Source organism: Streptomyces sp. NPDC058632 (assembly GCF_042717095.1).
Taxonomy (GTDB): domain Bacteria; phylum Actinomycetota; class Actinomycetes; order Streptomycetales; family Streptomycetaceae; genus Streptomyces.
The window spans coordinates 26584-38668 of record NZ_JBHXQZ010000012.1; the positions used below are offsets into that span (position 1 = coordinate 26584).

The window sequence follows — 12085 nt, forward strand, 5'->3', positions numbered from 1 at the left end:
GGGGGGGGACAACCCGCCGGCCCCCCCCCGGACGACCATGTGGGGAGCCATTCCATGTACGACTACGACCTGCTGGTCGTGGGGTCGGCCAACGCCGACCTGGTGATCGGCGTCGAGCGCCGGCCGGACGCCGGGGAGACGGTGCTCGGCTCCGACCTGGCCGTCCACCCGGGCGGCAAGGGCGCGAACCAGGCGGTCGCCGCCGCCCGGCTCGGCGCCCGTACGGCCCTGCTGGCCCGGGTCGGCGACGACGCGTACGGACGGCTGCTGCTGGACTCGCAGCGGGCGGCCGGGGTGGACACGGTGGGTGTGCTGGTGGGCGGGGCGCCGACCGGCGTCGCGCTGATCACGGTGGACCCGTCCGGGGACAACAGCATCGTCGTCTCGCCGGGCGCCAACGGCCGGCTGACGCCCGGTGACGTACGGGTCGCCGGGAGTCTCTTCCACGCCGCGAAGGTGGTCTCCGCGCAGCTGGAGATCCCACTGGAGACGGTGGTGGAGGTGGTGCGCTCGCTGGCGCCGGACAGCCGGTTCGTGCTGAACCCGTCGCCGCCGCGGCCGCTGCCGGGCGAGGTGCTGGCGGCGTGCGACCCGCTGATCGTCAACGAGCACGAGGCGAAGGTGATCCTCGGCGAGGCGTGCGTCGGCGAGGGGCCCGAGGACTGGGCGAAACTGCTGCTCGCCAAGGGGCCCCGTTCGGTGGTGGTGACGCTGGGCGGCGAGGGCGCGCTGGTGGCCTCGTCCGACGGGGTCACCCGTATCCCCTCCGTGAAGGTGCGCGCCGTGGACACCACGGGTGCGGGCGACTCGTTCACCGCCGCGCTGGCCTGGCGGCTGGGCCTCGGCGAGTCCCTGCCCGACGCGGCGGCGTACGCGGCCCGGGTGGGGGCGTCGACGGTCACCAAGGAGGGCGCGCAGGCGTCCTTCCCGACGGCTCAGGAGGTCGCGGCGCTGTGAGGAAGGGCGGAATCCTGAACCGGCACCTCAGCGCCGCGCTGGCCGAACTGGGCCACACGGACCGGGTGCTGGTGTGCGACGCGGGCATGCCGATCCCGGACGGGCCGCGCGTGGTGGACCTGGCTTTCCGGGCCGGGGTGCCGTCCTTCGCGGAGGTGCTGGAAGGGCTGCTGGCCGAGCTGGTGATCGAGGGCGCGACGGCCGCCACCGAGATCCGGGAAGCCAACCCGGCCGCCGCGGACCTGCTGACGGGCCATTTCCCCGCCCTCGACCTGGTCCCGCACGAACGGCTCAAGGAACTGACCGCCGGCGCCCGGCTCGTCGTCCGCACCGGGGAGGCCCGGCCGTACGCGAACGTGCTGCTGCGGTGCGGGGTGTTCTTCTGAGAGCGGAGGGCTCTTGGGGAGCTGGGCGCTCCTCCCGGAGCGGGGCCCCGCCGTGCGCGGGGAAACTTCGAGGGGGTCCGGTACGTGACCGGGCCCCCTCGATTTCCTCCCCCTGTTCCCTCCCCCGTCAGAACCCCTCGGATCCCCCCGGGTCCCCCCGCAGAAGTCCTGACAGCAAGTACGACCCGCGGGGTGCGGGGAGGGTTGCACGGTCTTCGCGAAAAACTTTCCCGGCCCTCAGCCAGGCGCAGGTGCGGGTGCGGGTGCGGGTGCGGGTGCGGTGCCGGGGGTTCGCGGCACCGTCGTCGTGCCCGAGCCGTTGGGCGTTTTCCGCAACATGTCCGGATCACGTCACATTGCGATCAACGGCGTTGCGTCCGCAACGGGTTGCGCGAGAATATGTTCGAACGGTTTTGTGATGCGTACGTGACGCACGGGGGTGACACACGTGAAGTTCGACATGGGGTCCACGACCCTGTCGGATCTCGGCAGGAACACGGTCGGTTCGAGCACCGACCTGGGCACGCTGATCCGCATGCTCATCCAGGCGGCCGAGCCGCTGGAGGGCAAGTTCAACGGATCCGGAAAGGTCGCCTTCGACTCGTTCAAGACGCGTGCGGACGAGATCACCGCCGCCCTGAACGAGTCGCTCGGCGCGATCCTCGAGGGCCAGGGCGGTATGGACACCGCGTTCGGCACCGGTGACGTGGAACAGCAGGACAACGCCCACAAGAACATGGGGGCGGCGAACTTCGACGCGGCCCGCTTCGGCGCGCGCTAGACCGCCGGCCGGGGCAGAGACCGAAAATCACAGGGGGTTTTGACGATGGGCCAGAATCCGGACCGCCGCTCCTACGACACCGGCGCGTCGAGCGAGGTGCAGGGGGGTCTGCAGGGCATCGTCGGTCAGTTGGAGCGCGTACTGGCCGACCGCGACAAGGCCGTGGAGGCCGCCATGGCCGACTTCCAGGCCGACGGGGTCTCCGAGGAGTACCACGGCAAGGAGCTGCGCTGGAACCGCGCGGCCGACGAGGTGCGCAGCATCATCCAACTGGTGCGCACCACCCTCGAGGACAACGACGGGACGGCCCAGGCGACGATGGCGAAGGCGCGGGCGGCGGTCGACAACATCGGCTGACCCGGGCGCGCCGGCGGGACGACGGCACACGGGGACACGGGGACACGGGGACACGGGGACACGGGGACACGGGGAATCCATATGACGGGGTGGGACATCTCGCCGTCCGGCGTGCAGCACGTTCTCACACGGACGGCGAAGGCGGCCGAGGGCCTCTCGGACACCGGGAAGGCCCTGCAGGAGACCATGCCGAGCGCGGCGAAGTCCGCCGGCACGATCCAGCAGGGCGGCGTGGAGAGGAGCGGGGTCCAGGGCCCGGTCGCGGCGGCGCTGGGCGAGTTCTTCACCGCCTACCAGGAAAAGCTGATGTACGTCGCGGTGCGCACGTCGAACTCCCTCAACGGGGCGGCCACCGCGACCAACGCGTACGTCAAGGGCGATCTGGACATGGCCGCGCAGGCCCAGGCGAACGCGCTGAAGGAACCGAAGATCGACCTGCCGGGGGCGGGCGGGCAGCAGGGGGGCACGTGAGCGCGGACCTGATCGACCCGCAGAACATCCCGCAGTTCACCGGCGACCTGGAGCAACTGGGCACGGACCACATGCTCCTGACGGGGGAGGCCCTCGTCTTCCGCCAGTCGGGATCCGACGTGCACACCCGCTTCCAGGGGCTGTCGGCGTGCTACACGGCGCCGGAGGCGGAGCAGTTGTTCGCCACGACCGCGCCGGTGGCGGCCAAGGCGGACGAGTTCGCCGACGATCTGGAGAAGGTCGCGGCGGCCCTCAGCTCGTACGAGACGGAGATCCAGCCGCTCGTGGCCAGGCTGAAGGGCCTCAAGCAGCGCGCGGAAACCTTCCGGCACCAGATAGCGGGGGACGACGACTGGCGCGAGGACGACGACAACGTCCAGCTCAACAACGACCTGGTGCACGACGTCAACGCCACCACGGCCGCCTTCTGGCAGGCGGAGATCACCTGCCACAACAAGATCACCGCGCTGGTGGGCGGCTCGACGCTGGTCCTCGAGGACGGCGCGGAGAAGCGCCTGGTGGAGCGCGGCACCAGCACCTACGGCTTCACCGCCGACCTGCTGAACCAGTCCGAGGAACTGCCCTGGGGCAGGACCGTGGAGAAGGAGCGGCACGGGCTCGACTGGCTGGGCCACCAGGTGTGGGAGTTCGGCAAGGGGTTCGTCGTCGACGGAGTGTGGGGCACGATCCGGGGCCTCGGCACCCTCGTCGGCGTCGACGGCTGGGACGCGGCGGGCGAGGCCTGGAAGGGGCTCGGCAAGCTCGCGACCGGCGTGCTCATCACCGCGGTGCCCGTCGTCGGCGTCGCGTACTGGATGATGCCCGAGGACAAGCTGCCCTCCTACCTGCGCGACTCCCGCAACGCGGTCAAGGAGACGGGCAAGGCCCTGGTCGCCTGGGACCAGTGGGGCGAGAACCCCGCACGCGCGAGCGGCGCGGTCACCTTCAACGTCCTGACCACGGTGTTCACCGGAGGCGCCGGGGCGGCGGCGAAGAGCGGCGCGGTGGCCCGCACGGTCGGCGCGCTCGGCAGGACGGCCCGGCTGGTCGACCCCATGACGTACCTGGGCAAGGCCGCGACGTTCGGCACGGTCAAGGTCGCCGACCTGTTCGCCGGCCTGCGGGGCGTGCACGCGGGCGCCTACGACGACATCCTCTCCGGCGCGGGGCGCGTCCAGCCCGACGGCAGCGCGGTCCGGGTCGCCGACGACACGCCGGTCATCCGCGACAACGTCGTGGAGTGGCCCGACGGAACCCGCCTGAACCTGGACGACGGCTCGGTCGTCCGCGCGGACGGGACGACGGCGCCGGCCAAGGTGGAACTGTCGGCGGCGGACCGGGAACTGCTGGAGCGGAGCCTGCCGCACGAGGAGGGCGCGCTCGTCGGGGCGGGCGACCGGGCGGGCGCGCATGCCGCCGGGGGCACGGCGGCCCACGTCGGCGGCGACGCGACGGGGCGGGCCGGCGGGAACACGGCGGCGACCGCACACGCCACCGACCACACGGGAGGGCATACGACGGGTAGCGACGGGAACGCAGGCAGCGGCCGGAACGCCGGTGGCGGTGGGGCCGACAGCAGCGCGATTCCCGCCCAGCACGGCGGGACCGGCGGTCACGCGGGCGGGGACGGCCGCGGCACGCCTCTGGAACGCGGTGACGGCAGTGCGCCACAGACGTCCCGCAGCGGCGAAGCCACTCATTCTGGCAACGGAGTAGGCCATCAGGGCAACGGCGGCCCGGACGACCTCGGCCGGACCGGCGACGACGTGCCGGGCAACGAACCCGAGGGCACGACGCCGGGGCGGCTCGCCGGGGTGCAACGCCCAGACTTCATGCGTGAGGGGGACAACCCTTACGGGCCGCGCGGGTCACTGACACGGGAGCAGATCGAGGAAATCCAGGTCTACCGCGCCAACCACGAACCCGGGTACTTCGAGCGGTACTACAAGGAGAACGGATGGCGCAAAAGGCTGAAGCTCCGGGACGAGAGTGGATTCACTCCTCCTCAATTGGCCCAGATGTCGGAGAACGCCCCCTGGATCAGAGCCAAGGACACTCCAGCGGCACCCGAGCCGCATTTCTTGGACGATGATTACATCAGCGTGGGACCGGATACCGTCACCAGTAAGGACAGGCTCCGGATTCTGGATGCGGCCGCGGACAAACGCCACTCCGCCGTCGAGTGGGACAACACAGTCAAGAGATGGAAGACGGAGGCCGAAATAGCGGATGGCATCCACAGCACTGCCGACTCGGTCGCGCAGCGAGTGGAAGCCGGAGCAACCTACAAGGAGTCCCACACCGCGATGGGCCGTTCGGCCGAGGAATTCGGCGAGATGGCTGCCGAGTATCATTACATCGCCGAGCACTACCCAGATTTCGGAAAACAGCCGCTTCTCGGCCCGAAGAACGGCAATGATCAATTTGATCAAGTCTGGAAGCACGAGGATGGCCGAGTAATCGTCATCGAGGCCAAGAGCAGTACCGAAACTGATCTCGGCAGCCGAACCCTTCCAGACGGCCAGCGAGTTTCCCAGGGGAGCAGGGAGTACTTCTTCGATATCATGAAGGCCATGAGAGCACGTGGCGAATTTGATGCACTTGAGGCCCTCGAAGAGGCACTCAGCAAAGAGAAGCTCGAGTATGCGGTAGTCAAGGGCGAGAAGAATTCAGGCGTGTATAGTGGGCTCCAATATCGTCGGTTCGACATCAGCAAGGGGACTCTTCCGTGACCACAGAAATCGCCCGGCATGGTCTGCCGGCAGGGCCCGATGCCGAACAATTCGCCGAAAGGCTGAACGAACACCTGTTCAAGGGAATCGATCGCTTCGAAGAGTCGACAGCCGTGATTGACTCGACATTCAGCGCTGCAATCATGAACCTCCGCGCCCGGTGCATCATTGATCCTCAGGCCGAAGCAGTGGAGACCTGGGAAGCGGCGGTCAACGCGATGCAGCTGGGTTCTGCCCTGTTCGCCGTCACGGCCAAGAGCGAGGGAACAGTCGAATGCCGCATAAACGGGAAAGTGCGCACCCTTCGGGCGACCGGCCCGCTCTCGACGGCCCGCGCGGGAACCTGGCTGAACGCGTTCTGGCTCGCCGTCATCTGCCGTGAGCCCGAGCGTATGACGCAATTGTGCGAGGTACCCCTGGATCGGCTCCGGGCGCCGGAGGGGCAGTACGACGAGTACATCTACCACTGGGTCGACACCCTGCAGACATACTGGCTGCGCCGGCCGGGGCTGGTCGAGAAGCTGACCACCGCACTGCAGATGTCGGATCCGGCGGTCGCCCGCATCGCCCCGCGGGATCTGCTGCAGGGCATCCTCTATCCACCGATCAACCTCTTCTACCACTTCGTACGCAGGGACGTAGAAGGCTTCAGCCCCGCACTGGAAGAAGCCCTGAAACTGCACCGCTCCTACTGGACCCTCACCGAGGAACGGCAGACGGACATCGACGGCGCCATCGCCCTCGGCCCCCTCGCCATCGCCTGCTGGGCGTACGACGGGCACCTGCCCATCGAGGTCGAGTCGGACTACCTGCCCCAGCACCTCCTCCAGCACGACTGGCTCGGCGAATTCCCCACGTGAGACAGGTGACCGGCATGACCGCTCATCCGCCTCCATACGGTGACGGGTCACCCTACTGCTGGGAGGACAGAGGCAACGACGGGCCGTGGACGAGCAAGGGGGCTCCACACGTCATCGAGGAGCGACTGCGTCGGGTACGGGGAGCGAAAGGTCCACCCGCCCGCTGGAAGGCTGCTTGACCGCCTCAGAGGGGCAGGGCTCTGCACGTGAACGAGGAGCTCGAAACCTTCATACGTATCTATCTTCACGCGGAGATGGCTTACGACACCAGTAACTTCCTTCGTCCTACGTTGCTGGCTTTTGATGAGTCCTTCGTGCGGCGCGCTCATGCACCTTGATGAACGGCACACTCATCTTGCTTACGCTCCCGGACAACTCCACCACCGTGTACCAGGAAGGTCCCAGGAACGGCGAGATCTTCGACAACCGCGAGACCGTCACACAGCGTGTGCGAGAGTACGATCTGATGAAGGCCAGCGCCCTCCCGCCAAGGGATTCAGCAGCGTTGATCGAAGCGACGATGGAGATGTACGAGCCATGCGAGTCACCCCAGACGTGAACACCGCCCGCTGGCGTAAGTCCTCCTACAGCGGAAACCAGCAGGGGGATGCCTGCGTCGAAGTCTGCGATGACTTCGCCGGCGCGGTCCCCGTCCGCGACAGCAAGAACCTGGCCGGCCCTGTGATGATGCTGGACGGGGCGGCCTGGCGGTCCTTCGTCGACAGCGTCAAGGACGGCTCTCTGTAGGGCGGTTACGCGGGACGAGCCCTGGTGACATTCCAGGACCCGTTCCGGAACAAGGACTACGGCAGACCACTCAGCCCGTTACGGCCACCTCCGGCTTCGCCGACAGCCCTTCGACGATGTCGGTCTCACACTCCGAGAGGAATACCGGTGGGACGAGGACGGCCGGCCGACGAGAAGCTGGCGTCTCGATGACCACTCGCAGGAGCCCTGAGCAGATTCCCGACCGCCGGGCCGCGGCCGCGATGCGTCTTTGGGAGTGGCTCCAGGGGGGCAGCACAGGCGGGATCGACATGATCGGTCTCGATCTGAGCGGGGCGGATCTCTCCGGGGGCATCTTCCAGGAGTCCTGGTTCACCGATGCCCGGCTGGTCGGGACCAAACTGATCAATGCGGACCTGTACCGCTCCGATGCCGAAGGGGCCGACTTCTCCGGGGCCGACCTGACGCGGGCGTCGTTGGTACGTGTCAACCTCGACGACGCGGTGTTCCGAGGGGCGGTTCTCGACGGCGCGGACCTGGTCAAGGCATCGCTGTACGGAGTCGACGCCTCAGCCGCCTCACTCCGGGAAACCCGTCTCATGGGCGCCTCGTTGATCGACGTCGACTTCAGCGGCTCCGACCTCTCCCAGGCGATCGTCCGCGAGAACACGTTCAAAGTAACCGTGGATGAAAAGACCGACTTCACAGGGATGTCAGGCACCCTCTTCGGCCCTGTCCAGCTGATCGGCCGGGAGGGTCGGCAGGAAATCAGCGGGGTCGATTTGGAACGGTGGCTGCGAGAGCGTGGCGGCGATGTACGTGTACTGGAGAGCCGGGGGTAATGGGAATTGCCGGTCATTGTTTCGCGGCCCGCGATGGAGGGCACGCATCCGACTCCGGATGAGTTCCGGCAAGAGCTCAATGAGAAAATTCTCCATCGCGTCAAACGTATCGAGGAATACCCGCAGAGCTTCGGCCGGGCTTTCAGCAGTTCCCTGAGCACGGCCAAGCTGCAGACCCTCGACGACCCCACCGCCGAGAAGTTGGAGACGTGGGAGGCCTGGGTGGTGGCCATGCAGGTCGGGTCCGCCCTGTTCGCCTCGGCGACCGCTCCGGAGGGCTCAACCGTCGAGTGCATGATCGGCCATGAGGTGCGGACGATCCCCGCCGTCGGGATCACGCACTTCGTGGATGCCGGGACCTGGCTGGAGGCCTTCTGGCTGGCGGTCGTCTGCCGGGATCAGGCGCGGATGACGCAGCTGTGCGAGGTGCCGATCGAGACACTGCGCGCCTCCGGGGCCATGTTCGAGGAGTACATCTACCACTGGGTCGCCGCCCTCCAGGCGTACTGGCTGGAGCGACCCGGCCTCGGGGACAAGCTTGTTGCCGCGTTCGACGGCACCGACCCGGACCGGCTGCGGTTCATGGACCGCGAGATGATGCTCAAGGTCCTGTATCCGCCGATCAACCTGTTCTACCGGTTCATCGGGCAGGACTCCGCCCAGTTCAACGAGGTCCTGGTCCAAGCGCTTGAGCTGCACAAGGAATACTGGACCGCCGACCCGGATCGTGAGGAATCCGGTGACGGCGACATCCCCCTCGCGATTCTCGCCCTCGCCTGCCTCGCCCACGACGCCGGACGGCCCGTCGAGGTCGAGTCGGAGTACCTGCCCGAGCACCTGCTCAAGCGCAGCTGGCTGGGCGAATTCCCCACGTGATACGAGGTAACTGATCACCATGGCCGCTCAGGACTACGACAGCCAGCTCCTCGAATCCGTTTCCGTGCGTCGGCGGCGGTTGCGGGACGCCCTGTTGTTCGGGGCGCAGCGGCAACGGCGGGCCGTGGACGAGCGGATGGGGAAGGTGCTCGCCGGGATGGTGATCGCGGCCGTGCTGTGCGCGGGGTGCGTGGGGTGGTCGTTCGTGTCGCATCGGCTGATCGGGCAGGGCAACAGCCCGTACTCCCCCGGCGTTTCCACGCCCTCCGACAGTCCTACAAGCCGGTGATAGGTTCGCGAACGTGATGTCTACGGGGGCCTTGAGCAGGGAAACGGCCGGTGGGCCGACGGTGTTGAGCCGGGTCACGCTCGTCGGTGAGCGGCGCCGCGTCGACCTCGTGCTTCCGGCGCGGGAGCCGGTCGGGCTGCTGCTGCCCGAGATCATGCGGTTGCTGGACGACCGTGTGGAGGGGCGGCCCGCCTCGCGTCACCTCGTCACGGTGGACGGCTCCGCGCTCGATCACGACAGCACACTGGAGACGGCGGGCGTCCGCGACGGCGCCGTCCTGCGTCTCGTCCGCGCGGAGGACGCCCCGCCCGCTCCCGTCGTGCACGACGTCACCGACGAGGTGGCGGAGGATCTCGGTCATCGGGCATGGGTGTGGGGGCCGGCCGCGCGGCGGGTCACGGCGGGGGTCGCGAGCGTGGGCTGGGTGGTCGTCGCCGCGCTGTTCGCGCGCGCGCAGTACGACCGGTCGGTCGTCGCCGGTGCCCTGCTCGCCGTCGCCGGTGCGGCCGCGGTCGCGGGTGCGGTCCTGGGACGGGTGCGCAGGCACGGGCTCGCCGCGACCCTCCTGTGCGCCGGTGGCGCGCTCGGTGTGCTGGGTGTGTGGAGCCTGGTCGACGACCTCGGCGGGTCCTCTGCGGGCGCTCTGCGGCTCGCCGGGGTGGCCGCCGTGGGCGTGCTGGTCCTCGCCCTGCTCGGGCTGTTCACGCCGTTGGGACGGGGCGGGCTCGTGGGCGCCGGCGCCGTGGCGCTGACCGCCGTCGGCTGGGAGGCCGTCGTCGCCGTGCAGTCCGGCGCCGGCACGGCGGAGCAGCAGGCCCGTGTCGGGGCCGTTCTCGGTGTCGTCTGCGTGGTGCTGCTCGGGGTGCTGCCGCGGCTCGCGCTGATGGCGTCCGGGCTCTCCGGGCTCGACGACCGCCGGGCCGGCGGGGCCTCCGTCAGCCGCTACCAGGTGTCCGCCGCCCTGGCCGCCGCCCACCGCGGTCTGGTGCTCGCCACGCTCACCGTGGGCGCGTCGGCCGCCGTGGCCGCCGTGTTGGCGCTGCGGGCCCCCTCCGTGTGGACGGTGCCGCTGGCCGCGGTCGTCGCGGTGGTGCTGGCTCTGCGGGCCCGGGCGTTTCCGCTGGTCGCCGAGGTGGTCGTGCTGCTGGCCGCCGCGGCGGGCGTCGGCGTGCGGTTGCTGGCGGTGTGGGCGGAGCGGTCCCCGGCCGCGGCACCGCTGGCCGTCCTCGTGGTGCTGGCGGTCCTGCCGCTCGTCGTGCTCGCCGTGCAGCCGGCCGAGCACGTACGGGTCAGGCTGCGGCGGGCCGGTGACCTGCTCGAGTCGGTGGGGGTCATCGCGCTGCTTCCGCTGCTCGTCGGCGTGTTCGGTGTGTACGGGCGACTGCTCGACACCTTCGCTTGAGGGCTTGGGGGCGCGGCGGCATGACGAGCGGGGAGCAGGGGCGGGAGCGGCCGTCGGCGCACGGCGGTGGCGGCGACTGGCAGCGGGACGTGCTGCGGGAGCTGGGCGGCGGGGGAGGCGGCCGTTCGGACGCGGGTACGCATACCGGTGCGGGCAGCGGGCCTTCCCAGGCCGCCCCCCGTACCGGCGAGCCCACGCTGCGGCTCGTGCACCCCGCACCCTCGCGGCCGGCGGCCACGGCGGCAGAAGCGGGGGCGGGCACGGAAGGCAAATGCGCCCGGTCCGCACGTCCCCGATTCGCACGTCCCCGGTCCGGTGCCCCCGACCGCCTCCGCCTCCCCGCCCGCGCCCGACGCTCCGGACGGCCCGGCGTCCCCCTCCCCCGTACCGGCCGACCGGGCCGCCGACGGGCCGGACCCGCAGCGGCCCGCGGCGCCCGCCGTCCCCGCCCCCGCCCGCGACCCCCGCCTCCCGGCGGCCCCCGTCCCCGAGTCCTCCCCCACCCTCGATCCCCGTCTCCTCCTCGCCCTGGGTCGCCCCCTGCACGGCGACTCCGTGACCCGGCGCACGGGGAGGGCGCTGCGCAAGCTCACCTCGTCCGTGGCACAGGACGTCGCCGAACAGACCCGGATCGCGCGTGAACTGCAACAGCCCGTCACCACGGGCCGGGTGGTGGCCGTCACCTCCATCCGTGGCGGCGTCGGCAAGTCCACCGTCTCGGCGTTGCTCGGGCGCACCCTCAACCACTACCGGCACGACCCGGTGCTGACGCTGGAGGCGGATGCCGTGCTGGGCACCCTGCCGGTGCGCATGGGTGCGGAGGCGGTGCGCTGGACGTGCGCCGACCTCGCGCCGATCCTCCAGCCGTCCATGTGGCTGACGGACGTGACCGGCTACCTGGTGCCGGTGTCGGACGGCGGCTGGCTGCTGCCCGCGAGCCGGGGGCAGGTCGGTGCGCCGCTCGACATGACGTCGTACCGCAAGGTGACGCTGGCGCTGCGCCGCTACTTCGCCGTGACCGTGGTCGACTGCGAGACGCTCCCCGGCGAGGTGGCCCGCACCGCCATGGACACCGCGCACGCCCGGGTGGTGGTCGCGCCGACCACCGCGGAGGGTGTCGGCGCCACCCGTCAGGTGCTGGACTGGCTGGCCCGGTTGCCGCACTCCGCCCTGGCCACGACGGTCGTGGCGCTGGTGTCGGGCACCCCCGACACGATCCTCGACGACAAGACGGCCGCCAGGCACCTCAAGGAGGCCGGTGTCACCGTCGTCACCGTGCCGTACGACCGTCACCTGGCCGGCGGCGGCCCCATCCGCACCGACCTCCTGGCGCACGACACACAGCAGGCCGTCCTGCGGCTGGCCGCCGAGGTGATGGGACGCGCGGTGAGGGTGCGATGAGCATC

The 12085-nt window shown here is 70.0% G+C and carries 14 protein-coding genes; all 14 read left to right on the forward strand.

Translation table 11 applies throughout. The features are described 5' to 3' along the window. The first annotated feature begins 54 nt into the window (after positions 1-54). Positions 55-957: a ribokinase gene (locus tag ACFWVE_RS07200; protein WP_384009090.1), complete on the forward strand. Its 903-nt coding sequence runs from the start codon at positions 55-57 to the stop codon at positions 955-957. Continuing rightward, positions 954-1343: a D-ribose pyranase gene (rbsD, locus tag ACFWVE_RS07205; RefSeq protein ID WP_384009092.1), complete on the forward strand. Its 390-nt coding sequence runs from the start codon at positions 954-956 to the stop codon at positions 1341-1343. Before ACFWVE_RS07200 ends, rbsD begins: the two co-directional genes overlap by 4 nt. A gap of 448 nt (positions 1344-1791) precedes the next feature. Then, on the forward strand, positions 1792-2124 hold the full coding sequence (locus tag ACFWVE_RS07210; RefSeq protein WP_384009094.1) for a hypothetical protein: 333 nt from the start codon (positions 1792-1794) through the stop codon (positions 2122-2124). Positions 2125-2169: 45 nt separating this feature from the next. After that, the gene (locus ACFWVE_RS07215) at positions 2170-2481 is read left to right on the forward strand and encodes a pore-forming ESAT-6 family protein (RefSeq protein WP_384009096.1); all 312 of its coding nucleotides are present in this window, start codon (positions 2170-2172) and stop codon (positions 2479-2481) included. Positions 2482-2562: 81 nt separating this feature from the next. Then, positions 2563-2952, forward strand: coding sequence for a DUF6507 family protein (locus ACFWVE_RS07220; RefSeq protein WP_384009098.1), 390 nt, complete (start codon positions 2563-2565; stop codon positions 2950-2952). Next, entirely contained in the window at positions 2949-5684 is a 2736-nt protein-coding gene (locus ACFWVE_RS07225) for a hypothetical protein (RefSeq protein WP_384009100.1), read from the forward strand. The genes ACFWVE_RS07220 and ACFWVE_RS07225 overlap by 4 nt, the downstream gene beginning before the upstream one ends. Next, positions 5681-6544: an immunity 49 family protein gene (locus ACFWVE_RS07230; RefSeq protein ID WP_384009102.1), complete on the forward strand. Its 864-nt coding sequence runs from the start codon at positions 5681-5683 to the stop codon at positions 6542-6544. Before ACFWVE_RS07225 ends, ACFWVE_RS07230 begins: the two co-directional genes overlap by 4 nt. Before the next feature lie 334 nt (positions 6545-6878). Further along, positions 6879-7103 carry a Scr1 family TA system antitoxin-like transcriptional regulator gene (locus tag ACFWVE_RS07235; protein ID WP_384009104.1) on the forward strand — a complete coding sequence of 75 codons (225 nt, stop codon included), beginning with the start codon at positions 6879-6881 and terminating at the stop codon, positions 7101-7103. Continuing rightward, positions 7082-7291, forward strand: a complete 210-nt coding sequence (locus tag ACFWVE_RS07240) for a DUF397 domain-containing protein (RefSeq protein WP_384009106.1) — start codon at positions 7082-7084, stop codon at positions 7289-7291. The genes ACFWVE_RS07235 and ACFWVE_RS07240 overlap by 22 nt, the downstream gene beginning before the upstream one ends. A gap of 188 nt (positions 7292-7479) precedes the next feature. Then, positions 7480-8112: a pentapeptide repeat-containing protein gene (locus ACFWVE_RS07245; protein ID WP_384009108.1), complete on the forward strand. Its 633-nt coding sequence runs from the start codon at positions 7480-7482 to the stop codon at positions 8110-8112. Positions 8113-8145: 33 nt separating this feature from the next. Next, positions 8146-8988 (forward strand): immunity 49 family protein, encoded by an 843-nt coding sequence (locus tag ACFWVE_RS07250; RefSeq protein ID WP_384009110.1) that lies wholly within the window; start codon positions 8146-8148, stop codon positions 8986-8988. A 19-nt stretch (positions 8989-9007) separates the two neighbouring features. Then, positions 9008-9277, forward strand: coding sequence for a hypothetical protein (locus ACFWVE_RS07255; protein ID WP_384009112.1), 270 nt, complete (start codon positions 9008-9010; stop codon positions 9275-9277). 16 nt (positions 9278-9293) lie between these two features. Next, positions 9294-10679, forward strand: a complete 1386-nt coding sequence (eccD, locus tag ACFWVE_RS07260; protein ID WP_384009114.1) for a type VII secretion integral membrane protein EccD — start codon at positions 9294-9296, stop codon at positions 10677-10679. A 315-nt stretch (positions 10680-10994) separates the two neighbouring features. Then, entirely contained in the window at positions 10995-12080 is a 1086-nt protein-coding gene (locus tag ACFWVE_RS07265; protein WP_384009116.1) for a hypothetical protein, read from the forward strand. Positions 12081-12085 lie beyond the last annotated feature (5 nt).

Bases quoted from the DNA above. Each gene is read 5' to 3' on its own strand.
- eccD (WP_384009114.1), top strand. From the start codon at position 9,294: ATGTCTACGGGGGCCTTGAGCAGGGAAACGGCCGGTGGGCCGACGGTG.
- ACFWVE_RS07250 (WP_384009110.1), top strand. From the start codon at position 8,146: ATGGAGGGCACGCATCCGACTCCGGATGAGTTCCGGCAAGAGCTCAAT.
- ACFWVE_RS07240 (WP_384009106.1), top strand. From the start codon at position 7,082: ATGCGAGTCACCCCAGACGTGAACACCGCCCGCTGGCGTAAGTCCTCC.
- ACFWVE_RS07200 (WP_384009090.1), top strand. From the start codon at position 55: ATGTACGACTACGACCTGCTGGTCGTGGGGTCGGCCAACGCCGACCTG.
- ACFWVE_RS07220 (WP_384009098.1), top strand. From the start codon at position 2,563: ATGACGGGGTGGGACATCTCGCCGTCCGGCGTGCAGCACGTTCTCACA.
- ACFWVE_RS07255 (WP_384009112.1), top strand. From the start codon at position 9,008: ATGGCCGCTCAGGACTACGACAGCCAGCTCCTCGAATCCGTTTCCGTG.
- ACFWVE_RS07245 (WP_384009108.1), top strand. From the start codon at position 7,480: ATGACCACTCGCAGGAGCCCTGAGCAGATTCCCGACCGCCGGGCCGCG.
- ACFWVE_RS07215 (WP_384009096.1), top strand. From the start codon at position 2,170: ATGGGCCAGAATCCGGACCGCCGCTCCTACGACACCGGCGCGTCGAGC.